Genomic DNA, 22,163 nt, shown 5'->3' with positions numbered 1-22,163 from the left:
AGGTGTCATCCGGCTTGCAGGGAAACGGAGTTGACATGGCAGCCGCATCGAAGAGACGACGGCTCGGATCCATACGGCGGCAGGCGGGCGCGGTCGCCGCTCTCGCCATCGCCGCCGCGACGCTGACAGGGGCCCCGCCGGCGTCGGCCAGGAGTTCGCAGGGGCATCGCATTCCGACGGTCAGGTCGGGGGACGCTCGGTTCGAGATCCTCTCGCCGACGCTGATCCGCACCGAGTACGCGGGCGACGGCGAGTTCACCGATGCCCCGACCTTCAACGCGATCGGGCGCGGCGGTTTCGACCCGGCCGCCTACACGGCCACCACGTCCGGAGGTTGGCTGACCATCAGGACGAGGGCGCTGACCCTGCGCTATCAGGTGGGCTCCGGGCCCTTCAACGCCCGCAATCTGTCAGTGCATTTGACTGCAGGCGGTACCCCGGTGACCGCCACCCCGTGGCAGCGGCTGACCTGCGAGGTCGGTGCGCTGTGCGAGGCGGAGAGCCTTCAGCTGAACGGGCTGTCCGTGGCGGCCGACCACGCCGGCCACACCGGCACCGGCTTCGCGGCGGGCTTCGAGGGCACCGGCAGTTCGGCATCCGCCGACATCGATGTCAAGCAGGCCGGTGCGTACCAGTTCGGCCTGCGATACGCCAACTCCCGTGGCGCGGACGGCCAGACCCGCGCCCGAACGCTGACCCTCTCGGTGGACGGCGGCGAGCCACGGACGGTGACCCTGCCGACCACGGCCGACTGGGACACCTGGACCCTGGCCACCGCGCACCTCGACCTGACCGCCGGCCACCACACGATCGCTCTGACCCGGACCGCCTCGGACAGCGGCGACGTCAACGTCGACAGCGTCGCCCTGGTCCACCCCGGTGACGCCTATCCGCCGGTCGACAGCACGGCGATCACCGACTGCCTGCTCGGCACGAGCTGCGAGGCGGAGGCCGGAAGGACCGGCGGCAGCGCCGTAAGCGCCACCGACCACACGGGATACGCGGGCAACGGCTTCGTCGCGGAGCTCACCAAGGGCGCGAGCCTGACCACCCATGTGGTCGGCGTTCCGGCCGACGGCACGTACACCCTGCGGGTGCGCTACGCCAACGGCACCGGCGGCGACGGCCTCCACCAGACCCGTACCGCCTCCGTCTCCGCCGGCAGCGCCACCGCCCCCCTGACACTGTCGGCGACACAGGACTGGGACACCTGGGCGACCGCCTCGGTACCCATCGCCCTCAAGGCGGGTGACAACGACGTCACCCTCGACTGCCCCGAGGCGACGAGCTGCCACGTCAACCTCGACACCGTCTCCGTGGCCGCCCCGCAGCAGGCCGCACCCGCGCCGCACCTCGCCCTCGGCGGCTACCGCCGGGGCCTGGACGGCGTGAACGGCGACGGCAGCGCCCCGGTCACCACCCCCGGTCTGCTGCACCGGGACGGCTGGTACCTGCTGGACGACACCCCCTCGGCGCTCTACGACACCGCCTCCAAGAAGGCCACCCCCCGCCCCTCGCACGGCGCTTCGCCCTACCAGGACGGCTACCTGTTCGGTTACGGCCACGCCTACAAGCAGGCACTCACCGACCTGTCCACCCTGACCGGACCACCGCAGCTGCTGCCGCAGTGGGCGTACGGCGTGTGGTACTCGGAGTACATCGACCGCACCGCGGCGGACTACGAGCACGCGATCCTTCCTGCCTTCCGGTCCGAACACGTGCCGCTGGACGTACTGGTGACCGACACGGACTTCAAGGCCGTCAACACCTGGAGCGGTTGGGAGATGGACCCGGCCAAGTTCCCCGACCCGAAGGGCTTCTTCGACTGGTCGGCCGCGCAGGGGCTGCACAACACCCTCAACGTGCACCCGAGCATCCTCGCCTCCGACCCGCAGTTCGCCCGGGCGCAGTCCACGGCCAAGGGCAAGCTGACGAAGGGCGGTTGCGCCGCGGCCGCCGCGGTCGACGACACCTGCTACACCTTCGACTTCGGTGACCCCGACCAGCTCAAGGCGTACCTGGACCTGCACCGGACCCTGGACGAACAGGGCAACGACTTCTGGTGGCTCGACTGGTGCTGCGACTCCTCCCAGTCGTCACTGCGGGGCGTCACACCGGACGCCTGGATCAACCAGCAGTACGCCACCCTCACCGGCGGGACCGACAGCCGCGGATTCGTCCTCTCCCGCGCCTACGGCTCCCTCCAGGCGGGCGGTTACAGCGGCCAGCAGGCGCTGCCGACCGGACCTTGGGCGGACAAGCGCACCACCGTGCACTTCACCGGCGACACCGCCTCCACCTGGGGCACGCTGAAACTGGAGGTCGGCTACACGCCGGGGGAGTCCGCCGCGACCGGGACCGCGGCCATCACCCACGACATCGGCGGGCACAACGACACGACAGGGCTGACCGGTTCGGAGACCTACACCGATGGCGGCCAGACCCGTACCACGCACAAGCTCCCCGACGACCTGTACGCGCGCTGGGTGCAGTTCGGCGCCTTCCAGCCGATCGACCGGCTGCACAGCAACCACAGCGACCGGCTGCCGTGGCAGTACGGCACACAGGCGCGGAAGTCGGCCGACAGGTTCCTCAACCTCCGCGAGAACCTGGTGCCGTACACCTACGCACTGGCCGCGGAGGCGAACCGGACCGGTGTACCGATCGTCCGTCCGACCTACCTGGAGTATCCGGACGAGGCACGGGCCTACGAGACGGCCACCAGCGAGTACTTCTACGGCTCCGACGTCCTGATCGCCCCGGTGACGACACCGGGCACGACGGCGACCACCAGCGTGTGGTTCCCGCCCGGCCGGTGGACCGACTACTTCACCGGCCGGACCTACCAGGGCGGCACCACCCAGGACATCACCACCGGCCTGGACACCATGCCGGTGTTCGTCCGGGCCGGCGGCATCCTGCCGACCCGCACCCATGACGTCACCGACAACGACCGCAACCCGCTCACCGACGTCACCCTGACCGTCGCCGCCGGCGCGTCGGGCTCGTACCGCCTGTACGAGGACGACGGAACCACCGGGGGGGAGGGACACAGCGCCACCACGACCGTGCGGTACGAGGACAAGGGCACGCGCCACACCGTGTCGATCGACCCGGCGCGGGGCACCTTCCACGACCAGGTGCAAAGCCGCCGGTGGACCCTGTCCGTCCTTGGCACGACCGGTGGGCCGGCCAAGGTGAGCGCGACCGGAGTGCGGCTGACCCCGCGCGACTACCGCTGGGACGGCTCCACCGGAACACTCACGATCACCCTTCCCCGGCACACCGTCCACGGCCCGATCAGCGTCACCTACCAGGACTCGGCTGCGAAATCCCTTTCCACGAAGGGAGAGAGGGGTTGACACTTTTTCAAACCGTGTCATTTACAAGGGAATTGCAGACAGGCGCCCCACAGGAAAAGGCTCGCCACTTCCCTTCCGCGGTGTAACTTCTACCCGTCAGTAGGGGCTTGAACAAGGGTGGATCTGTGGCTGCCTCTCCGCGAACCGAGAAATTCGCCGCATACCTGCGGATGCTGAAAGAGCGCAGTGGCCGGGGATACGACCGCCTCGGCAAGGAGGCGGGCGTCAGCGGTTCCAGCCTCCATCGGTACTGCTCCGGCCTCAGCGTCCCGGCGGACTACCGGGTGGTGCACGCCTTCGCCAAGGTGTGCGGTGCGAGTGCGGAGGAGCTGCGCGAGCTGCACCGGTTGTGGGCTCTGGCGGACAGCGAACGGGACACGCCGGAGCCCACGGCCGAGGAGGAGGTGCGGACCAGTCCCGCACCGGACGATGTCACGCCGCCGACGGCCACCCTCGACGAGGAGCCGCCACGGTCCTGGCTGCCCCGGCAGCTGTCACCCCGGCTCGCGATCCTGGCCGCCGTGGTCGCGGTGATGCTGGTGGCCGGCTTCGTGTGGCTGCCCTCCCAGGACTCCGTCGGCGACTCTCCCACCGGGGACAAGGTGCTGGACTCCCCGGGATGCGCGACGGTGAGCATGGGGGAGCACGACGAGTGCGTGCGCGAGGTGCAGAGCCTGCTGGTGCGGGCCAAGGGAAAGCTCGCCGTCGACAGTGACTTCGGGCCGGAGACCCTGCGCAGGGTGACCGCCTTCCAGGTGCTGGCGGGCGTGACGGCCAGGGGCGTGGTCGACGAGGACACCAAGAAGGCGCTGTACGCGCAGAAGGTGAGCATGGTGACCTGGTCGCCGGACCGGGTGGCGAAGCGGATCCGGGAGGTGTTCGCCGAGGACCCCGGCACCGCCGTGGCCATCGCCCGCTGCGCCTCGTTCCTCGACCCCCTGTACGTGCTGCCCAACACCAACGGCAGCCGCAACTGGGGCGTCTTCCAGATATCCGACGCCCGCCTGCGCGACCTCGGCGGCACACCGCTGCGCGCGTTCGACCCGGACTGGAACATCAGGGCCGCCCACCGGCTGTGGGCCGTACGGCACGACTTCCACGACTGGCCCTCCTGCCAGGCGGCCCTCAAGAACACGCCGAAGAGCTGAAGCGTGGAGCTCCGGGCGCCGCCGCGGCGACACCCGGAGCTCCACTCCCCCGACAGCGGCGTCAGACCGTGCCGTCCTCCCACCACCAGTCACGGCCGAGGTCGGCCCGGCTGTCGACGTGCTGGTGGTCGGTGTTGTACGTCTCCAGCCCGGAGAACCCGCAGGTCTCCGCCTTCTGGTAGACGGTCTTGTTGGCCACGCCGGACACGTCGAGGTCGGCCGCGGTGCCGTACAGGTGCATGCTGTCGCTGGCGCCTCCGATCTCGGCGTTGTGCGCGATGCTGCGGAAGCCGGAGTTGACGGTGATCGGCTTGTCGCCCAGCTTCTTGCGCAGCGCCTCCAGCTTGTACATGCAGCGGCGGACGTTCTCCTTCACCTGCGAGGCGCTGAGCTTGCCGCCGTTGAAGGTGCCGTCCGACTGGTTGACGAACTCGCTCCAGTTGAAGTGCAGCGTGGAACCGTCCGACTGCTCCAGGGAGTTGAGCTTGGCCTGGGTGTTGGGCCCGACGCTGCCGTCGGCGGAGAGGCCGTACGCCGCCTGGAACCGGCGCACGGCCGCCGCCGTACCGGGGCCGAAGTCGCCGTCGATGCTGACGCGGCTGTGGCTGGCGCTGTCCGCCGCCCAGCCGGCGACCCGGATCTGCAGCTCGGTCACGTCGGCGCCGCTGTCGCCCTGGTTGAGGGTGCGCGACCACGAATAGGCCTGGGCGGTGCCGGAGAACAGCAGCTGGCCGAACGCGACGCCGGCGCCGGCGGCCAGGGTGCCCCGCAGCATGGTGCGGCGGTTCATGGGGCGGAAGGAGGAAGCCATGGTCGTCCTTTCGGGAACGGTGAGCGGTGGGGCGAGCGGTCAGTAGGCGATCTGGAAGGTGACGTTCTGCGCGTCGATGTCGTAGGCGTGCACCCGCAGGACGAAGTGGGTGCCGTCCTTGACGTCGGTGGCGACGGTGGCCCACTCGGTTCCGTGCGTGGTGTACGCGTCGTCGTTGTTGCACTTGCTGGTGTGGTCGACGAAGACCACACAGGCGTCCAGGTAGATGCCCTGCGGCCCGTCCGTGAGGAGGCGCATGTTGATGTCGTTGCACCGCGAGGTCGTGGTGTAGGTGCCGTACTCCTTGGCGGCCGCCTGGTAGTGGTACGTCAGGGTCTTGGCCCCGCCGTAGCAGCTGGTGGCGGCGGCCGAGGGCTGCGCCGAGGCGGGCGCGACGCCCGCCGTCAGCAGCGCGGCGGTGGTGAACAGGGCCGAGGCGAACGCCCTTGTGCTGATCATGGTGGTCTCCGTGGATGAGGGGGGTCAGTAGGCGATCTGCATGACGGCGTCGTCGCCCTCCAGGGGCACGCCGGCGGGCACCGTGAACTTGCTGTCGTCCAGGACGTCGGTGGCGATGGTCGTCCAGCTCCGGCCGACCCTGGTCCAGTGGTTGCAGGTGCCGTACTTCGCGAACTTCACGCAGGCGTTGACGTAGTCGGCGGTTCCGCCGATGACGCGCATGTTGATGTCGTTGCAGCGGCTCGTGGTCCAGTAGGGGCCGAACTCGAGCGCGTCCCCGTAGTGCACGGTGACCGCCCCGCCGTAGCAGGAGGTCGCCGCGGCGGCCGGAGCGGCCGAGGCGGAGGCGGTCGCCGGTGCGGTGAGGCCGAGGGCCACGAGCAGCGCGACCGGAAGCGCGCGTGCGAACCGGGTGGTCATGCGGGTTCTCCTGTCGCGGGCGGGGTCAGCGATTGGCCAGACGGTCCAGATCGGCCTGGGTGCCGTTGAACACGTCCGCGGTCGCCGGTGCCTGGATGCCCGGGAACAGCGCGGCGTCGGTGTACTGCCACATCGTCCAGGTCGTGGAGCCGTTCGGCAGCGGCGGCTGGGTGATCGACTGGCGGTAGTCCGCGAGTTGCATCGGATAGCGGGCGAAGGCGGTCGTCGAGCCCAGGCAGTCGTCCAGGAAGGACTTCTGGGTGTAGATGATCGGAGTGCGGCCGAAGGCGGCCTCGACCCGGTCGAGCCAGGCCTTGATGTCGGCGACCGTGCCGTAGACGGGGCAGCGTCCGGTGCCGTCGTCCATGCGCTCCAGGTCGAAGATCGGGGGAAGGTCGCCCGCCCGCTGCCCGGAGTAGCCGGTCGCGCGTACGGCGGCGATGAACCGGTCGGCCTGCGCGGCACCCGTGTCCGGCGAACTGCCCGTGTAGAAGTGGTACGGCGCGACGGCCAGCCCCGCCGCCCTGGCCGCCGGGAGGTCGGTGGCGAGGTACTCGTCGGTGACGTTCATGCCCCGGGTCGCCTTCACCGTCGCGAACTCGACACCCGAGGCCCGCACGGCCTTCCAGTCGATCGGCGCACCGCCCGGGTGCTGGTACTTGGCCGTGTCCAGGCCGTCGATGGAGTAGCCGGCCGGGCGCGGGGGAGTGCAGTACGTGTTACGACTGGACCAATCCACCAGCTTCGCCCAGGTGTTGGGGCCCACGACGCCGTCGGCACTGAGGCCGGCGCAGTGCTGGAGCTCGATGACCCGGCCCTCGGTCCCACCCCCGAAGTCGCCGTCGACGGTCAGCGGCGGATAGTGGTACGGCTCCATGGCCAGGTTCAGCCGGCACTGCACCTCCTTGACCTCGACGCCGTTCGCGCCCTTGCGCAGCGTCGGCCGCGTGTCGGTGTGGCCGCACACGGTCGACTGCGCCGTACTCGCCGTGCCCTGGGTGGCGCAGGTGTGCGGCCCGGCGGCCCAGGTGTTCAGCGCCGCCCAGGTCTGCGGGCCGAGGACACCGTCCACGCCCAGCCCGGCACACCGCTGGAACTCCTTGACCCGCGTCTCCGTCGCCGGCCCGAACGAGCCGTCCGCCGCGATCGGCGTGTACCGGCTCGGTTTCGTCGCCAGGTTGAGCTCGCACTGCGCCTCGGCCGCCGCGTCCCCCGTCGATCCCCGCTGCAGTGTGGGCTGTTCGCTCGTGTGCCCGCAGACCGCGACCGCGGTGGCGGCGGACCCTGCCGCCTGCACGACCGCGGACCCGCACAGGGGCAGGACCGCTGCCACGGCGAGGGTCAGACCCCGCAGTAGCGTCCTTCGTCCCATCTGGTGTTCCCCCTCTGATGAGTGGCCGGGAGCCCCCGGCGCGGATCATGCTGGCAGCGCCCGTCCCCGACCGGACCCCGTCACCCCCCAATTGGGACGCAGGGATGGTCTCAGGGGTGTGACCTGCGAAGACGGGTTCGTGGTGGGACGAATGTGGGACGCCGGCGGACACAAACGACGCCGGAGATGTGTCTTCTCCGTGCAAGCGGGAGCTGGATGGGTACCTGCGACTGGCGGCCGGTCGGCGGCCGCGTCCGGTGGTGCTGTTCTGTGAGGCAGGGGGAGATCGAGGTGGGGTTGCGTGAGGCGCAGGGCGCCCGGCCGTCCGGGCGCTTCGCCCGGATTCTGGCGGGCCGTTACCGTCTGGACGCGCTGATCGGCTCGGGAGGCGCGGCGGACGTCCACCGGGGCTTCGACCTGCGGTTGCGACGACCGGTGGCCGTAAAGATCTTCCGTGCCGGCACCGGCTTCGACACGGAGGAGGACTTCCGCAGCGAAGCGGTCATCCTGGCCCGGCTGCAGCATCCGGGGCTGGTGACGGCGTACGACGCCGGACGCCACGACGGCGAGGCGTTCCTGGTCATGCAGCTCGTCGACGGTCCCACCCTCAAAGCCCGCCTCGCACAGAGCCCTCTGTCGAGTGAGGCGACCGCAGCGCTGGGTTCCGAACTCGCCGACGCCCTCGCGCACGCCCATGAAGAGGGGATCATCCACCGGGACGTCAAACCGTCCAACATCCTTCTGGACGCCTCCGGCAGACCTCATCTGACCGACTTCGGGATCTCCCGGCGCCTGGACGCCACCACCCGGACCGCCACCGGCACCCTGGTCGGCACGGCGGCCTATCTGTCGCCCGAGCAGGTACTCGGCCGGCCCGTGGGGCGCCCCGCCGACGTCTACGCGCTCGGCCTGGTCCTCCTCGAATGCCTCACCGGCAGACTCGAATACGACGGCACGCCCCTGGAGGCGGCCATAGCCCGGGTGCATCGCCCGCCGGCCCTCCCGGACTTCCTGCCCGCCGAACTGGCCACCCTGCTGCGTCAGATGACCGCCCTGGACGAAGAGACCCGCCCCACGGCACACGACTGCGCCCGAACCCTGGCTCAGCTGGCTGCGGTGACGCACACCGCGGAGCGGACCGCGTGCCCGGCCGTGAGCAGCGTCGTGCCTGCGGCCGCGGAGTACGGAGACGCCGGGGGAACCCACCACGGCCTCCTGCCGGACGCGAAGCCGCATGGTCTCTCCTGGGCGGCACTTCGGCCCGCCTTCGCCCGCAGCCGCCTTGGGATGTGCGGATCCGCGGCCGCACTGGCCGCCGTCGTCACCGCGGGTCTCGTCGTCACCGACGGCTTCTCGCAGCACAGTGCCACCGGCGAAGCGGCTCCGTCGGCCAGCAGCCCGGCCGTGCCGTCATCCCCCGGCACTCCCACCGGCGATGACCACAGCCCCGCCACACCGACGCGCTCGTCGACCCCGTCCTCCTCGGCCCAGCCGATTCGGGACGTGGCCCCAGGCGGCGGCGCTCACTCCTCGTCGGATAGCGGCCCGGACCGGCATCCGAGCGACCGCGCAGCGTCGGCATCCGGCAAGGGCACGCCGGCCGATGCCACTGCACGGGGCAAGAAGAAGTCCCCGACTGATCTGCTCGGGCGGGCCAAAGGAGGGAAGGGCAAGAAGGACAACAGCGCACACGAAGACCGCTAGGGGGCCGTCCCCGTCCTCGGGCGGTCGCGAGCCTACGCGTCGGAGTCGCGCAGGCCGACTGCGTCATGCCGCCAGAACGGCTCCGCGTAGACCAGCGTCCCCGTCATCCATGCCTCATGCTCCGGGAACCTGATGACCTGAAAGGCGTCGTCCGGGATGCGCAGGGACGGCTTTCGGAAGCCCAGGCCACCGCCGGGCAAGAAGCCGAAACGCGAGTAATAGCCCGGATCGCCCTCCAGGAAGACGAGGGGCACGGCCCGTTCGGCGAGGACCTCCAGTCCGCGCCGGACCAGGGCCGAGCCGATACCGCGCTTGTGGAACTCCGGCATGACGGCCAGCGGACTGAGGACCTGCACGTCCACCAGCCGACGAGGGGCATCGAGAAGACTGCGGGTGAACATCACGTGCCCGACGACCTGTCCGCCCTCCACGGCGACCAGTGAGAGACCGTCCCCGGGCGTGATGGTGCTCCGCAGGGTGTCGACCAGGTCGGCCACGACGAGGCCATGGCCACCGAACGCCCGCAGGTGAACGTTCCGTACGGCCCGTCCGTCGTCCGGAAGTTCTTCGCGAAGATCCATGCCCGGAGGGTAAAGGCCCCTCAGGGCGGCTCGCACACGGTTTTGGAGCAGGAACGACACGCGGCCCGCCCGCGACCGCTCAGCCGCGGGCGGGCCGCCCGTCGGTCAGGCGTAGTAGTGGATCGTGCCGTGCAGAGCGGGTCCGCCGCCCTCACAGTGCTGCACGAAAGTGGCGGCGAACGCCTTGACGGCGCCGTCGTCGCCACGGGCGAGCTTGGTGATCGTGAACTCTCCCGTGACCGTGTTGCAGCCGCGTCCGTTGCCGTACACGTCGAGTCCTGCCACGGAGGGGGCGTGGCTGCGCTGCGCCTGGTAGGTCCGTCCGGCCACGAACTGTTCGCCGTCCGGCGGGGTCAGTTCCGCGGTCCAGTACTCCCGCTTGCCGGAGACGCCGTAGCGGACGCCGTCGCCGTAGCCGCTGAGCGAGAAGGTGCTGGTGGCACCCTGATGTGTCTGGCTCGCGCCCTGGCCTATGTAGTCGCCGGCATCGCTCGTGTAGGCGTAGGAGAGCGGGTAGGCACGGTACTTGAGGACGCCCTTGAGGGCGGGGGCGTCAGCGTTCTCGCAGTGCTGGGTGTAGGTGGCGTCCAGGACCGTGATCGCTCCGGAGGTGTCCGTCTCGATCTGGTTGACCGAGAACTGCCCGTAGACCTCGTTGCAGCCGCGGCCGTCTCCGGAGACGTCGAGACCGGGGGACCGTCCGGTACGGAACGGGGCGCGCTCCGCGTTGCGGTAGACGCCCGGGTGCAGCTGCTCTCCGGCGGGCGCCGCGAGGTCGACGTCCCACCATTCGTCGGCGGTGCTCACCCTGAACCGCACGTAGCCGGCATCGCCGTCCGCGCTGACGGTGGCCGTGGACGGCGTGTAGGTCGCGCTGCCGCCCTGGCCGATGTAGTCGCCGGACTGGCTGGTGAAGCTGTACTTGGTCACGGCCGCCGGTGTTCCGGCGGCGGCCGACGCCGACCCGGCCACGCCGACACTGAGACCGACCGCCACGGCCAGGCTCAATAACGCGCCCAGCAGCGACCGCGGAGAAACCGCGCGTCTGCGCACAGTCATGTTCCCCTCCTCGACACGGGCACCCCCCTTGAGTGCCCACGCCCCGGTTATAACAGGGCCCACTGACATCGATGTCTCAACAACCTTCACTCGGCGTTCTTCGGGAGTGTTTCGCACATGAAGGCATGGTGATCTCGTCGGACAAGTACATCGCCCCTATCGAAGGACGCGGCCTCATCCGATGGGGCCATAGCGGAGCGGAGACGTACCACCTGCGAACGCGGGCGCGTTGCCTCCAGCATGGACCCCACTGTGAGCACCGGACTCCTCGTCCCGGAGGACGAGGAACAGCAGTCGTCGTACGGCACCCGCCTCGCGGCGCCGCAGGAGGATCCGCCCATCTACGCCGCGCTGATCAGGGAGTGGCGGGCTCGCGGCCGCACGGTACCGGGGGCTCGTGATCCCCAGTGGACGCTGCTCACGGCCATCAGTCCCGCGATCACGGCGCACCATCCGGGCCCGGTGCGCGCGTCGCACCGGGAACTCGTCGCCGAGCTGTGCGTGGAGCACCCCGCTGATCAGTTGCCCGCACGCTGACGCAGCCTCACTGCGGCGCGTTCACGGCCTCGCGGTGTCCGGCGTGGTGCTCCGCGGGTGACCGACGGCCGCGTCGACGGCCGGAAAACGGCCGTCGGGGGTCGACGCCCCGCACGTGGGGCACCGTCGTCTCCACCGGGCCTGCGAGGAGAGCCGGCCCAGGGCCAGCTGCAGGGCCAGTTCCACGGCGGCCGGCACGAACAGCGCGCCGCTCCCGTTCGGCGGAATCACCCAGCGCAGACGTCCGACTGCACGGTACGGCGCCGGGACCGCGACCCATGCGCCCTTGCCCGAGTAGCGGATGCCCGAACCGATCCAGCGGCCCGTGGGATCGGGCGGCAGGAAGAGCGCCACGCGGCGGGCACACACGTCCGCGAGTGCGGGACCGGGGGGCTGCGGGATGCCCAGCAGGGCGTCCAGGGCGGGCATGGCCAGTTCCTCGGGCACGCTGAGCACGTCCCAGAACCGGCCGCACGCGAGCACCGCGATACCCGACTCGCTGTGCCACTGCCGCTTGCACTCGCGTGGATCGTTCGCAGCGGCCGCGAGCCACTCGGTGGCCTGCCGCATAACGGTCTGCATGGTGTCCTCCGGCTTCATGTTGCCCGCGCAAGCGGACAGACTCCTCCCACACAGCCGGGACGGCCAGGCCCGGCATATTCATGCTGGTAGATATTTCCACCTGGCGGAAGGGGTGGCGGACCCTGGCGAATCACCCGCCGGTGTTCGCTGCCGTACCACGGCGGAACGCTGCCCTCGAAAAGGCCGGTGTCTCCGTGCGCGTCAGGGGCTGGCCGGATCGGGTCCGGTCAGCGAGCGTGTGTCCGTGTCCAGCAGTTGGTGGCCCATGGCCGTAGCGGAATGCCGTACGAACTGGCCCTCCCGTTGGCTCGCCACCAGTCCTCCGTCCCGCAGGACGGCGAGCTGATAGCTGGCGCTGGGGAGGGCGATGCCCACCGCTTCCGCCACTTCGGAGGTCGTGCGGGTGCGGCCGCGTGCCACCTGGGCGAGCACGGTGGCCCGGGTGCGGCCCAACAGGCGTTCCAGGCCGCCACCGTTGAGGGCGACCGTGTCGAAGGGCCGGGCGGTGAGCGGAAGGACGAGCAGCGGGCCGAGGGTGGGGTCGGCGAGCGCGGTGGGCCTGCGCCAGCAGAAGTAGGAAGGGAGCAGCAGCAGACCCCGGCCGTCCAGATGCAGGTCCCGGTCGGCGGGATAGTCCACCTCCAGAACCGGTGGGTTCCACCGGGCGAACGGCCGCAGACTCTCCAGCAGAGCACGGACTCCGCCGTCGAGGAGTGTGCGGGCCCGCAGATCGACCTCGGCGTGCACGGCTCGGCGAACCAGGCCCCACCGCGGTTCGAGCAGTGCCTTGGAAGAGACCTCCAACGCCCTGACCAGGGAATCCATGCTTCGGTCTCCCGGCCTGCCGAGCGTCGTCGTCCACGCCGGGAGCGGGCGGGACCCGGCGAGAACGGCCAACTCCTGTTGCAGCCGGGCGCGGGGTGTGGCCCGCACCTGTTCCAGGGCTGCGGGCAGACCGTCGTCCGAGACGGACGGGGTGAGGAAGTCGGGGATGTAGCCGAAGGGAGGGACGAGCGTCCCCAGCAGATGCAGGGCGCGGCGCGCCTCCAGATCGCGGGCCGTCCGCTGCTGGACACCGCGGCGCCATGCGCCGAACTCGAGCGGCCCCTGATGGGTGACCAGTCGGCAGGCGGCGCAGACGAGTTCCCACAACGGATCGGGGCGACGCGCCACGCGGATGCTCTGTAAGTCGAGGGACGTGAAGTGGATGCGGAGCATGCAGGCCTCATTTCATGGTGGTGGGGGGCTGGTCGAGGCGATGCGTGATACGGGTCCATCAAGGGGGACGAGTGGCCGGTGCCCTTGGTTGACTTCGGTGTCGCCCAGTTCGGAACCTCTGGTTCCGGTTCGGCTGCCGGGCAGCAGTCGAGCATTCCTTCCCTGGGGCGATCGCGGCTGCATACTGCCCGTCAGGCCCATTCTCCGAGGAGCGCCTCATGCCCGCAGCCTTCCGACTGCTGACCACCGGATACGCCCACACGCGCGTGGCCGGCACAGTCAGTCTGCTCATCGACGGCGCGACCGTCGTGGTCGTCGATCCCGGCATGGTCGCCGACCGCCGGCTCATCCTGGATCCGCTGACGGACCAGGAACTGAGCCCCGAGGACGTCACCGACGTCGTCTTCAGCCACCACCACCCGGACCACACGCTGAACGCCGCCCTGTTTCCGGCAGCCCGCTTCCACGACCACATGGCCATCTACCGCGACGACATCTGGGAGGACCGGGACGCGAACGGTTACCACCTCTCCCCGTCGATCACGCTCATGACGACGCCCGGACACACCCCGCAGGACATCAGCACCGTCGTCATGACCGACGAGGGCCTCGTGGTCCTGACCCATCTGTGGTGGACCGCCGAGGGGCCGGCGGACGATCCCTTCGCCCCGGACCGCGAGCAGTTGCGGGCTGCCAGGGAGAAGGTCCTCGCCCTCGGCCCGGCACTGATCGTGCCGGGACACGGGGCACCGTTCACGCCGTCGGCGTCGACACCGGTCTGAGCAGCCGGCGCGGCCACCCGTCGCCGGTCACGCGGTACGTCGTTCACCGGCCCCATCTCGCCAGTTCCGTGCCGTCGGCGCCGAGGACACGGAAGGTGGGGCCGCCGGTGAGCAGACCGGCCTCGGCGCTGCCGGGCTGCGGTGCGCTGACGGCGTACGCCGTGACGTAGGCGGGACGTCCGGTCAGCCGCACGACGGGGAGGCCGGTGGTCCGGCCGTCCTCCGTCATCGTGATCCGGGCCGCGGGCTTCTTCCCGGTGTAGGCGAGGATGTGCACCACCCCCTGCTCGAGGGGGTACCAGTCCTGGGTGATCGGTACCGCGCCCGGCTGCTGCACGTCGAGCGGCCCGACGCAGACGGGTTTCTCGTCCCCCGCGCGGGCGTCGCACATCTCCCGCGGTTTCAGCATGTACCACACGCCCAGTCCCGCCTCGATCCGCTCCCCGGGGCGTACGACGCGCACGCCCGGCCCGCTGCTCGCGGACTCGTGCGGCTGCGAAGCCTCGACTGTCCGCGGCTCCTCACCCGGGACGGCGCCCGACCCCGACGACGCCGGCAGCGAGGCGAGTCCGATGCCCAGCGGAACCAGCAGCAGCGCGCTGAGGGTGACCACCGTCAGCCGTCGACGTCGCCTGAGAGCCTCTCCGCGCTGGACGATCCGCTCCCGCGGGAACGCCGTGCCGGCGCAGTCTCGTGTGGCTTCGTCCAGTGCCTGCCACAGCTCCGGCACCGGCGGCTGCGGTGACAAGTCGGTCTTCATGTCTGTGCCGTTCCCTCTCACCGTTGTGCCGCGGAGGCGTAGTCCGACAGTGCCGCGCAGTCACGGAGCTTCTTCAGCGCGCGGCTGGCCTGGCTCTTGACGTTGCCGACGGAGCAGCCGAGGACCTGCGCGGTCTCCTGTTCGTTGAGGCATTCCCAGTAGCGCAGCACGACGACGGCCCGTTGACGGGGCGGGAGCGTGGCGAGCGCGGTGAGGAGCTCGCTGCGGGTGTCGTAGCTGTCCTGGCCGCCGGCGCCGTCGCCCGGGATCCGCTGCTCGGGCAGGTGGGGAGTCAGCAGCTGTACGACGCGCCGTTTGCGGTGCCGGGTGTTGTTGTTGTTGATCAGCGCGCGCCGGACGTACTGGTCGGGTGCGTCCAGGGTGCGTATGTGATGCCAGCGCAGATAGACCTTGGCGAGGGTGACCTGGACCAGGTCCTCCGCCTCGTGGTGGTCACCGTTGGTCAGGAGATAGGCGGTACGCAGCAACCGGGGCCAGCGGGCGGCCGCGTAGGTCTCGAAGTCGTCCAGGCCGTCCTCGGGCAGGTCCTTCCCGTGCTCCGCGTCCGTGCTGTCGTCCGCGTCCCGGTGCGAACCCCGGGCCGTTCCTCTTCCGGACGCGGCAGGCGTCCAGGCGCCAGTCATCGCGCACACCCCGTTACCCCGTTTCCTTCCACTGTTCGCGCGCAGGTCGATGGAGCACACGAACCCCATCCAGTAACACCGCTGGGGGAGCACGGGGGTTGCATGCGTACGGGACGCTCACAGCGGCGTTCGGCGGGGCCGGTCGGGGAGACCGTGGCCGGCAAGGTCAGGGGAGCGGTCCAGGACGGGATCACACGTTTCCTCGGCGTTCCCTTCGCCGCCGCGCCCGAAGACCCCGGCGGTTCCGGTCCCCGGCGCCGGCACCTCACTGGGACGGGGTGAGGGACGCAGTCGCGTTCGGCGCCGCGCCGCGCCTCCACAAGTGGCGCCGACCCCTCGCGCTCCGTCGATGTGGCGGCCCGGTGACGGCCTGGACTGCCTCACGGTGAACGTGTGGACGCCCGACCCCGGTTCCGCCGGGCTGCCGGTCATGGTGTGGATCTACGGCGGTCTGTGGAAGCACGGCGCGGCGAGCATGCCCCACTACGACGGCGCCACCCTGGCCGCCTCCGGTGTCGTGGTCGTGACCTTCAACTACCGTGTCGGCTTCGAGGTTTTCGGGCACCTGCCCGGCACCGAGGACAACCGGGGGCTGCGTGACCAGATCGCGGCCCTGGAGTGGGTGGCGCAGAACATCGCCGCGTTCGGCGGTGATGCCGCCAAGGTCACGCTCTTCGGCCAGTCCGCCGGTGCGGCCTCCATCGCCCTGCTCATGGGCGCCCCGGCCGCGCGCGGCCCGTTCCGGCGGGTGATCGCCCAGAGCATCCCCGCCGTGTCCGTACCGTCGCCGAGGCCGAAGCGGTCACCACGACCATCGCTCGGGCCGCAGGCATCCCGGCCACCCGAGAGGCTTTCGCCGCCGCGCCGCCCGAGACCGTCCTGGCCGTCCAGGACGAGCCGCTGCTCGAGCGGGACGGGCTGACCGCGTTCGCGCCGGTCGTCGACGGTGACCTCGTGACCGGGCCCGTATGGGCGGCGCTGCGGGAGGGCGCGGGCCACGACGTGGAGCTCGTCTGCGGTTTCACCCACGAGGAATTCCGGGGTCAGGGTGCGCCGCCCCCGCCGGACGTCGACCTGGCGGTCGTGGCGGAGGCGGTCGGGCTGGAGAAGCAGGCGGCCGACGACTACCGCCGGGCCCATCCCCACCTGAGTGATCCGGACCTGTTCACGGTGATGCTCTCCGACGCCCTCGTCAGGATGCCCGCCACATGGGTGGCCGAGGCCCACGCACGCACCGGCGGGCGGACCTGGCTCTACGACTTCGCCTGGCGGGGGCCCACCTTGGGGGCCGCCCACGGGGTCGACGTCCCGTTCGTCTTCGGCACGACCGCGACCCGCCCGGCGGCCCGCCTGCTGGGCTCCCCGCCGCCCACCGAATGCGCGGCACTGTCCGAACACATCCGCACGGCGTGGACGTCCTTCGCCGCCACCGGCGACCCGGGCTGGCCCCGCTTCACCCCCGACAGCCCCACCACCCGGGTCTGGGACGCGCCGCCCGGCGACGTGCCGTACCCGCTGGAGGATTCGAGGCGCATCTGGCAGGACCATCCCCGGCGGACTTGCCCTGAAGTGCGCTCCAAGTCGTAGCGTCGAAGACGCAGCGGCGCACGAGGCCGGTGTCGGCGGGTGGTCTCACCGGGCGCCGTCTCGTGTCCTTGAACCACGCACGAACGAGTGCAGGAAAGGCTGGACCACGGCATGCAGAAGCGCAGTCTGCGGGAATTGCAGGTATCGGCCATCGGCCTGGGATGCATGGGCATGTCCGCCTTCTACGGGTCCGCCGACCAGGAGGAAGGGATCGCGACCATCCGACGGGCCCTCGATCTGGGGGTGACCTTCCTCGACACGGCGCAGATGTACGGACCGCTCACCAACGAGTCCCTGGTCGGCGAGGCCATCCGGGGGCACCGTGACGAGTACGTGCTCGCGACGAAGTTCAACTACCGCATGGACGACGCCGTACCGGGCGACATCAGCACGGTCGGTCCGCAGGACGGCTCGGCCGAGCACGTCCGCAGTTCGGTCCACGGCTCCCTGAAGCGGCTCGGGACCGACCACATCGACCTGTACTACCAGCACCGGGTCGACCCGAACGTGCCCATCGAGGAGACGGTCGGCGCGCTCGGCGAACTGGTGGCCGAGGGCAAGGTGCGCCACATCGGGCTGAGCGAGGCGAGCGCGCAGACCATCCGGCGGGCCCACGCCGTGCACCCGGTCACCGCCGTGCAGAGCGAGTACTCGCTGTGGTCGAGGGACGTGGAGGCCGAGGTGCTGCCCGCCTGCCGCGAGCTGGGCATCGGCTTCGTACCGTACTCGCCGCTCGGACGCGGGTTCCTCGCCGGACGGTTCACCTCGCCGGACGATCTGGACGTGAACGACTGGCGTCGCCAGAACCCCCGCTTCCAGGACGCCAACCTGGAGGCGAACCTGCGGCTGGCGGCCAAGGTGAAGGAGATCGCCGCCGAGAAGGACGTCACACCGGCCCAGCTCGCCATCGCCTGGGTGCTGGCCCAGGGTGAGGACCTGGTGCCGATCCCGGGCACCAAGCGGCGCACCTACCTGGAGCAGAACGCCGCCGCGGTCGACATCGCCCTGACCAAGGACGACCTGGCTCGTATCGAAGCGGAGCTGCCCGAGGCGGCGGGAGAGCGGTACGACGAGGCGGGGATGCGGTCCGTCAATCGCTGACCCGTGGACCGGCTGCCCCGTGGACCGCGGGCGCCAGTTGGATGCCGGACGCGGTGGGAGGTCCTTGCGGCTGGAGTCGAGGTGGGGGAGCCTCTCGTGCCGTGTGCCGCAAGGACCTCCGGCGCGCGGTTTCCGCGGCGGGGGGGAGTGCCGCGAAACCGCGCGTGCGGTGACCGGCTCCGTCACCAGGGGGAAGGTGCGGTCGCCGGGCCACTCGTCACGCGCATGCCCGGCTTTCGGATTCCTAACCCGACCGAACGCGGGAACAGTTGAATTGTGACCGGGGCCACTTCCGCCCTCGTCCGGCCGGGGCGCCCTGGCGTCCTCAGTCCTCGGCGATCCGGATGAGGGTGCGGCCCGGGACGCGTTGGTGCGGGGTGAACGCGGCGGCGGCCTCGGCCGGCGGCCGAACCGCGCCGACCCGCACGCGGAGCCGGCCGCCGCGCAGCCGCTCGACGAGCCCGACGAGGAGGCCGCGGTCCGGTTCCACGACGAAGAACAGGGCCCGCCCGTCCTCCGGCCGCACGGTGGGCGGATGGGCGGATGGTGACCAGCGTGCCGCCAGGACGCGGTTCCAGCGGAGCCGAGCGCTCCAGAGCGGCGCCGCCGATCACGTCGAACACGATGTCGACCTGCCCGGCGTCCCGAGTAGCGGCCTGCCTGTGACCCGCGTTGAGCCGGTCGTCGCACCCGTCGACGTCGGTCTCGGCCGCCGCAGCCCGCCCGGTCGGCCGAGGATCGCAAAACGGCTGTGAGCAGGCGAAGTTGCGGGAAGAATGGCCGTCATGACCCACGAAGGCTCCTCCATCGACCCGACCAAGCCCAGCATCGCACGCGTGTACGACTACCTGTTGGGCGGCAAGGACAACTACGCCGTGGACCGGGAGATCGGCGACGTGTTCAAGCGTGACCTGCCCGGCTCGGTGGCCATCGCCTTCGCCAACCGCGCGGCCCTGACCCGGGCGGTCAGGGAGATCGCGAGGACCACGGACGTACGGCAGTTCATCGACCTGGGCAGTGGTCTGCCGACCGCCGACAACGTCCACCAGGTCGCGCAGCGCAACGCCCCCGAGTCCCGGGTCGTGTACGTCGACATCGACCCCCAGGTGCTCGTCCACGGGCGCGCACTGCTGGAGAACAACGAACGGACCCGCGTCGTCGCGGTCGACGTGCGCAACCCCGAAGGCATCCGCACCCACCCCGACACCCTGGAACTCATCGACTTCACCCGGCCCGTCGCCGTCATCCTCAGCGCCATCCTCCACCACGTCAACGACGACGAGGACCCGGCCGGCCTCGTCCGCTACTGGCGCGAACAGGTGCCCTCGGGAAGCTACTTCTTCGTCAGCCACTTCCGCTCCGGCAACAACGCGGAGACGGTGGAGGCCGAGAAGGTCCTCCAGCAGACCTTCGGCCGGGGCCGCTGGCGCACCGACGAGGAGATCGCAGCTCTGCTGGACGGCCTGGAGATCCTCGACCCCGGGATCGTCCCCGCGTCCCTGTGGCGTCCCGACGAGAACGACAGCCCGTGGAACAGCGGCGGCAGGCGCGAACTCACGGTCTGGGAACACCTCATCGCGGCGGGACTGGCCCGCAAGGCCTAGCAGTGATCGCCGGACGTGATGCCGTCACCCGATCCAACGGGCGGCGGCCTCGTAAGTGGTGGCCGGGGTGCTGTTGAAGGCGATGGCCGCGTCGGGTGCGTGCCGCCGGACCAGGTTGACCACCTGCTCGAGGAGTTCGGCCTGATCGTCCGAGTGCCGGAGGCCACCGCCGATGACGACGCACTCCCACCGACGGGCGCGCAGCGCGTTCGCGACGACCGCGGTCACGTCGTCACTTCCGTCGAGGCCGACCAGGCAGGTCTCCACGCCCACGCCGTGTTCGGCGAACTTGGCCAGTCCCACCTCGATCGCCTTGGCCACTGGTTCGGGGTCCCACGGCCCCGGCACACGGTAGGGATCAAGGCCGACGACGAGGACGCGGGGTTCAGCCGTGGTGTCCATGTGCGGACGATACTCGGCGTTTGGCAGGGGGCTGCCAGCCACCGGTGACTTCCTTGACCGGCTTGTGCGGGAAGCGGCGCCGGGCCTACTCCTGCGCGGGGGAGCCCGGCGGGACGTACAGCCGGCGGGGCGGACGGCAAGGCAGTGGCGGCGTCCTCGCTGTCGGCCAGGGTCTGCGGCACGTCGGGCTTGCGCGCGGAAACCGATCGGTTTACCTTGTAGGAACCGATCGGTTTCTTGTTCTCCGGAGAGCGTCACGACTGCTCTGAAGGGCGGAAACGCCTTCGTCACCGGCGGACCCCCTTCCCACGCAAGGAGTCGGCGATATGCCCGCCCGCGAGTCACGTCCCACGATCCACATTCCGGGGACCACCAGCCACACCATCGTCCCGCGCGCGGGACACAGCGGCGAGGGGACCCTCCGCTACCTCAAGGCGGGCAGCGGCGCCCCCCTGGTCCTGCTGCACACCGTGCGCACCCAGGCCGAGCACTTCCGCCACCTCATCCCGCTGATCGCGGACCGGTACACCGTCCACGCCCTCGACCTCCCGGGGATGGGCTACTCCGAGATCGTGCCGGGCGCGTCCTACGACGAGCCGGCCATGCGCGCGGGCGTCGAGCGGCTCCTGACCGAACTCGACCTGCATGACGTGACATTGGTCGGCGAGTCCATGGGGGCGGTGCTCGCCCTGACCACCGCGGCCGATCTGCCGGAGCGGGTGCGGCGCGTCGTCGCGGTGAACACGTACGACTTCCGCGGCGGGATCGCCCGCTCCAGCCTGCTGGCCCGCGTCGTGGTCAGCGGCGTCCTCGCGCCCGGAGTGGGCCCGGTGATCGCCGGGGTGGAGCCCAGGCCCGCCCTGCGCGCCGTCCTGCAGGGCGGCCTCGGCGACAAGAGCGCGCTGCGGGCGGACTACGTGGACGAACTGCTCCAGGTGGGCCGCCGCCCCGGCTACCCGGTCGTCGCCCGGGGCGTGTACCAGGCCTTGCCCAGCCTCATCGTGGCCCGCTCGCGCTACCCCGGGGTCAAGGCACCCGTGCACCTCGTCTACGGCGAGAAGGACTGGTCCCGTCCCTCCGACCGGGAGGCCAACCGACAGCTACTGCCGACCGCGGACTTCACCCAGGTACCGAAGGCAGGCCACTTCATCGCCCTGGAACGCCCCGACGTACTCGCCGACCTGCTGAACACGGCGGCTTGACCCCACTCTGGAGGACGTCGTCGAGATGAACCGCGCTGCTCACCGCTGACCAGGCCTGGAGTTCGACCGGGTTGGGCCTGCCCCGCGTTCTCCGGGGCAGGCCCATGGTTCACCGCCGCTCTGTTCCTGTCAGGCCGGCTGCCAGGAGAGGATCGCCCGGTACTGCGACTCGATGCCGCCCGCCGCGATGATGCTCGACGGAACCTGGGACGATCCGGTGATGGCGTGATTGTCCTTGATCAGGACCTTCTTGTTGTCGTAGTCGGACGGACCGTCGGGCCAGTAGTTGCCCTCGATGTCCGTGGGGTCGTACGTGCCGTCGCCCGCCGTGTAGTTCACGTGCTTGCTGCCCCACGGCGAGACGTTGATGTTCCACACCGCGTTACCGAGGATCGAGACGTAGGTGGCGCCGTTGTCGGTGTACAGCACGTGGCCGCCCGAGGTGTTGAGCTGGTCGTGGACGACGTTGCCGACGACCTTCTCGCCGTTGTTCATCGAGGTGCCGGTGATGCCGTTCGTGTAGACGGCGCCGCCGTCACCGAGCAGCGACATGTGGTCGTGGATCAGGTTGTACGAGATCGTGTTGTTGTTCGAGTAGTTGGGCTGTGCGGGCAGGCTCACTTTGTCGGGCCAGCCGCCCCAGCCGATGGAGATGGCCGTGTAGGGCACGTGATCGATCTGGTTGTGGGTGATGGTCGATGTCTCGATCCCGGGTTCGACGTAATTCGAGCGCCTTGGAGGCTCTTGCGGGCTGAAGGTGCAGGTCATCGGGCTGCGGGCGGTGCGAACGGCTGGAATTGCCTAGAGACACGACTTTCCTGATTTACC

The 22,163-nt window shown here is 70.4% G+C and carries 23 protein-coding genes; 10 read left to right on the top strand and 13 right to left on the bottom strand.

Translation table 11 applies throughout. The features are described from left to right. Positions 1-35 precede the first annotated feature (35 nt). Both ACWCQ1_RS25910 and ACWCQ1_RS25905 read left to right on the top strand, forming a co-directional pair. Complete coding sequence (locus ACWCQ1_RS25910; RefSeq protein WP_358601292.1) at positions 36-3,362, top strand: TIM-barrel domain-containing protein; 3,327 nt, start codon at positions 36-38, stop codon at positions 3,360-3,362. A gap of 125 nt (positions 3,363-3,487) precedes the next feature. After that, on the top strand, positions 3,488-4,510 hold the full coding sequence (locus ACWCQ1_RS25905) for a helix-turn-helix domain-containing protein (protein ID WP_451027489.1): 1,023 nt from the start codon (positions 3,488-3,490) through the stop codon (positions 4,508-4,510). Between the two features lie 61 nt (positions 4,511-4,571). Here ACWCQ1_RS25905 and ACWCQ1_RS25900 read toward each other — a convergent pair whose 3' ends face one another. From ACWCQ1_RS25900 to ACWCQ1_RS25885, 4 genes are read right to left on the bottom strand one after another with little or no spacing between them, the layout of a single operon-like run. Next, positions 4,572-5,321: a D-Ala-D-Ala carboxypeptidase family metallohydrolase gene (locus ACWCQ1_RS25900; RefSeq protein ID WP_207929772.1), complete on the bottom strand. Its 750-nt coding sequence runs from the start codon at positions 5,319-5,321 to the stop codon at positions 4,572-4,574. Positions 5,322-5,360: 39 nt separating this feature from the next. Then, positions 5,361-5,780, bottom strand: a complete 420-nt coding sequence (locus ACWCQ1_RS25895) for a hypothetical protein (RefSeq protein WP_133043854.1) — start codon at positions 5,778-5,780, stop codon at positions 5,361-5,363. Between the two features lie 24 nt (positions 5,781-5,804). Then, positions 5,805-6,200, bottom strand: a complete 396-nt coding sequence (locus ACWCQ1_RS25890) for a hypothetical protein (RefSeq protein ID WP_133043855.1) — start codon at positions 6,198-6,200, stop codon at positions 5,805-5,807. Between the two features lie 25 nt (positions 6,201-6,225). Next, positions 6,226-7,572 carry a GH25 family lysozyme gene (locus ACWCQ1_RS25885; protein ID WP_358601558.1) on the bottom strand — a complete coding sequence of 449 codons (1,347 nt, stop codon included), beginning with the start codon at positions 7,570-7,572 and terminating at the stop codon, positions 6,226-6,228. A gap of 270 nt (positions 7,573-7,842) precedes the next feature. Here ACWCQ1_RS25885 and ACWCQ1_RS25880 point away from each other — a divergent pair, with 270 nt between their 5' ends. Further along, positions 7,843-9,276, top strand: coding sequence for a serine/threonine-protein kinase (locus ACWCQ1_RS25880; RefSeq protein WP_451027488.1), 1,434 nt, complete (start codon positions 7,843-7,845; stop codon positions 9,274-9,276). Positions 9,277-9,308: 32 nt separating this feature from the next. Here the strand turns inward: ACWCQ1_RS25880 and ACWCQ1_RS25875 are convergent, their stop codons facing one another. Both ACWCQ1_RS25875 and ACWCQ1_RS25870 read right to left on the bottom strand, forming a co-directional pair. Beyond that, the gene (locus ACWCQ1_RS25875) at positions 9,309-9,857 is read right to left on the bottom strand and encodes a GNAT family N-acetyltransferase (protein ID WP_451027487.1); all 549 of its coding nucleotides are present in this window, start codon (positions 9,855-9,857) and stop codon (positions 9,309-9,311) included. A gap of 105 nt (positions 9,858-9,962) precedes the next feature. Beyond that, entirely contained in the window at positions 9,963-10,916 is a 954-nt protein-coding gene (locus ACWCQ1_RS25870) for a hypothetical protein (RefSeq protein ID WP_358601567.1), read from the bottom strand. 252 nt (positions 10,917-11,168) lie between these two features. On the opposite strand from ACWCQ1_RS25870, the gene ACWCQ1_RS25865 reads away from it, so the two are divergent. Continuing rightward, positions 11,169-11,453, top strand: coding sequence for a hypothetical protein (locus tag ACWCQ1_RS25865; protein ID WP_358601570.1), 285 nt, complete (start codon positions 11,169-11,171; stop codon positions 11,451-11,453). A 21-nt stretch (positions 11,454-11,474) separates the two neighbouring features. Here ACWCQ1_RS25865 and ACWCQ1_RS25860 read toward each other — a convergent pair whose 3' ends face one another. Then, the gene (locus ACWCQ1_RS25860) at positions 11,475-12,035 is read right to left on the bottom strand and encodes a hypothetical protein (RefSeq protein WP_358601573.1); all 561 of its coding nucleotides are present in this window, start codon (positions 12,033-12,035) and stop codon (positions 11,475-11,477) included. A 201-nt stretch (positions 12,036-12,236) separates the two neighbouring features. After that, positions 12,237-13,253: an ArsR/SmtB family transcription factor gene (locus ACWCQ1_RS25855; RefSeq protein ID WP_358601576.1), complete on the bottom strand. Its 1,017-nt coding sequence runs from the start codon at positions 13,251-13,253 to the stop codon at positions 12,237-12,239. 218 nt (positions 13,254-13,471) lie between these two features. On the opposite strand from ACWCQ1_RS25855, the gene ACWCQ1_RS25850 reads away from it, so the two are divergent. Continuing rightward, positions 13,472-14,035: an MBL fold metallo-hydrolase gene (locus ACWCQ1_RS25850; RefSeq protein WP_358601578.1), complete on the top strand. Its 564-nt coding sequence runs from the start codon at positions 13,472-13,474 to the stop codon at positions 14,033-14,035. 43 nt (positions 14,036-14,078) lie between these two features. Here ACWCQ1_RS25850 and ACWCQ1_RS25845 read toward each other — a convergent pair whose 3' ends face one another. Together ACWCQ1_RS25845 and ACWCQ1_RS25840 are read right to left on the bottom strand one after the other, a co-directional pair. Next, a complete protein-coding gene (locus ACWCQ1_RS25845; protein ID WP_358601581.1) occupies positions 14,079-14,795 on the bottom strand; it encodes a hypothetical protein in 717 nt (238 codons plus the stop codon). A gap of 17 nt (positions 14,796-14,812) precedes the next feature. Continuing rightward, positions 14,813-15,439, bottom strand: a complete 627-nt coding sequence (locus tag ACWCQ1_RS25840) for a SigE family RNA polymerase sigma factor (protein WP_358601583.1) — start codon at positions 15,437-15,439, stop codon at positions 14,813-14,815. 322 nt (positions 15,440-15,761) lie between these two features. On the opposite strand from ACWCQ1_RS25840, the gene ACWCQ1_RS25835 reads away from it, so the two are divergent. From ACWCQ1_RS25835 to ACWCQ1_RS25825, 3 genes are all read left to right on the top strand, one after another. Beyond that, positions 15,762-16,361, top strand: a complete 600-nt coding sequence (locus ACWCQ1_RS25835) for a carboxylesterase family protein (RefSeq protein WP_451027486.1) — start codon at positions 15,762-15,764, stop codon at positions 16,359-16,361. Positions 16,362-16,393: 32 nt separating this feature from the next. Beyond that, complete coding sequence (locus ACWCQ1_RS25830; protein ID WP_358601588.1) at positions 16,394-17,026, top strand: carboxylesterase family protein; 633 nt, start codon at positions 16,394-16,396, stop codon at positions 17,024-17,026. Between the two features lie 111 nt (positions 17,027-17,137). Continuing rightward, the gene (locus ACWCQ1_RS25825) at positions 17,138-18,127 is read left to right on the top strand and encodes an aldo/keto reductase (RefSeq protein WP_451027485.1); all 990 of its coding nucleotides are present in this window, start codon (positions 17,138-17,140) and stop codon (positions 18,125-18,127) included. A 325-nt stretch (positions 18,128-18,452) separates the two neighbouring features. On the opposite strand, the gene ACWCQ1_RS25820 is transcribed toward ACWCQ1_RS25825, so the two are convergent. Further along, a complete protein-coding gene (locus ACWCQ1_RS25820) occupies positions 18,453-18,653 on the bottom strand; it encodes a hypothetical protein (protein WP_451027484.1) in 201 nt (66 codons plus the stop codon). A 259-nt stretch (positions 18,654-18,912) separates the two neighbouring features. Between ACWCQ1_RS25820 and ACWCQ1_RS25815 the strand changes: the two genes are divergently transcribed. Further along, the gene (locus ACWCQ1_RS25815; protein WP_133043866.1) at positions 18,913-19,731 is read left to right on the top strand and encodes an SAM-dependent methyltransferase; all 819 of its coding nucleotides are present in this window, start codon (positions 18,913-18,915) and stop codon (positions 19,729-19,731) included. A gap of 24 nt (positions 19,732-19,755) precedes the next feature. On the opposite strand, the gene ACWCQ1_RS25810 is transcribed toward ACWCQ1_RS25815, so the two are convergent. Beyond that, positions 19,756-20,133 carry a hypothetical protein gene (locus tag ACWCQ1_RS25810; protein ID WP_358601594.1) on the bottom strand — a complete coding sequence of 126 codons (378 nt, stop codon included), beginning with the start codon at positions 20,131-20,133 and terminating at the stop codon, positions 19,756-19,758. A gap of 326 nt (positions 20,134-20,459) precedes the next feature. Here ACWCQ1_RS25810 and ACWCQ1_RS25805 point away from each other — a divergent pair, with 326 nt between their 5' ends. Beyond that, positions 20,460-21,335 (top strand): alpha/beta fold hydrolase, encoded by an 876-nt coding sequence (locus ACWCQ1_RS25805; protein ID WP_451027483.1) that lies wholly within the window; start codon positions 20,460-20,462, stop codon positions 21,333-21,335. A 129-nt stretch (positions 21,336-21,464) separates the two neighbouring features. Here the strand turns inward: ACWCQ1_RS25805 and ACWCQ1_RS25800 are convergent, their stop codons facing one another. Next, positions 21,465-22,004, bottom strand: a complete 540-nt coding sequence (locus tag ACWCQ1_RS25800) for a hypothetical protein (RefSeq protein ID WP_451027482.1) — start codon at positions 22,002-22,004, stop codon at positions 21,465-21,467. Positions 22,005-22,163: the final 159 nt, after the last annotated feature.

The sequence above is a fragment of the Streptomyces sp. NPDC002144 genome (assembly GCF_053593695.1).
Note: the sequence above shows the minus strand (reverse complement) of the source record. Positions and strands in the feature narration are given on the sequence as shown.

Bases quoted from the DNA above. Each gene is read 5' to 3' on its own strand.
- ACWCQ1_RS25805 (WP_451027483.1), top strand. From the start codon at position 20,460: ATGCCCGCCCGCGAGTCACGTCCCACGATCCACATTCCGGGGACCACC.
- ACWCQ1_RS25860 (WP_358601573.1), bottom strand. From the start codon at position 12,035: ATGCAGACCGTTATGCGGCAGGCCACCGAGTGGCTCGCGGCCGCTGCG.
- ACWCQ1_RS25870 (WP_358601567.1), bottom strand. From the start codon at position 10,916: ATGACTGTGCGCAGACGCGCGGTTTCTCCGCGGTCGCTGCTGGGCGCG.
- ACWCQ1_RS25810 (WP_358601594.1), bottom strand. From the start codon at position 20,133: ATGGACACCACGGCTGAACCCCGCGTCCTCGTCGTCGGCCTTGATCCC.
- ACWCQ1_RS25850 (WP_358601578.1), top strand. From the start codon at position 13,472: ATGCCCGCAGCCTTCCGACTGCTGACCACCGGATACGCCCACACGCGC.
- ACWCQ1_RS25875 (WP_451027487.1), bottom strand. From the start codon at position 9,857: ATGGATCTTCGCGAAGAACTTCCGGACGACGGACGGGCCGTACGGAAC.
- ACWCQ1_RS25815 (WP_133043866.1), top strand. From the start codon at position 18,913: ATGACCCACGAAGGCTCCTCCATCGACCCGACCAAGCCCAGCATCGCA.
- ACWCQ1_RS25845 (WP_358601581.1), bottom strand. From the start codon at position 14,795: ATGAAGACCGACTTGTCACCGCAGCCGCCGGTGCCGGAGCTGTGGCAG.
- ACWCQ1_RS25885 (WP_358601558.1), bottom strand. From the start codon at position 7,572: ATGGGACGAAGGACGCTACTGCGGGGTCTGACCCTCGCCGTGGCAGCG.
- ACWCQ1_RS25890 (WP_133043855.1), bottom strand. From the start codon at position 6,200: ATGACCACCCGGTTCGCACGCGCGCTTCCGGTCGCGCTGCTCGTGGCC.
- ACWCQ1_RS25895 (WP_133043854.1), bottom strand. From the start codon at position 5,780: ATGATCAGCACAAGGGCGTTCGCCTCGGCCCTGTTCACCACCGCCGCG.
- ACWCQ1_RS25855 (WP_358601576.1), bottom strand. From the start codon at position 13,253: ATGCTCCGCATCCACTTCACGTCCCTCGACTTACAGAGCATCCGCGTG.
- ACWCQ1_RS25840 (WP_358601583.1), bottom strand. From the start codon at position 15,439: ATGACTGGCGCCTGGACGCCTGCCGCGTCCGGAAGAGGAACGGCCCGG.
- ACWCQ1_RS25910 (WP_358601292.1), top strand. From the start codon at position 36: ATGGCAGCCGCATCGAAGAGACGACGGCTCGGATCCATACGGCGGCAG.
- ACWCQ1_RS25900 (WP_207929772.1), bottom strand. From the start codon at position 5,321: ATGGCTTCCTCCTTCCGCCCCATGAACCGCCGCACCATGCTGCGGGGC.
- ACWCQ1_RS25825 (WP_451027485.1), top strand. From the start codon at position 17,138: ATGCAGAAGCGCAGTCTGCGGGAATTGCAGGTATCGGCCATCGGCCTG.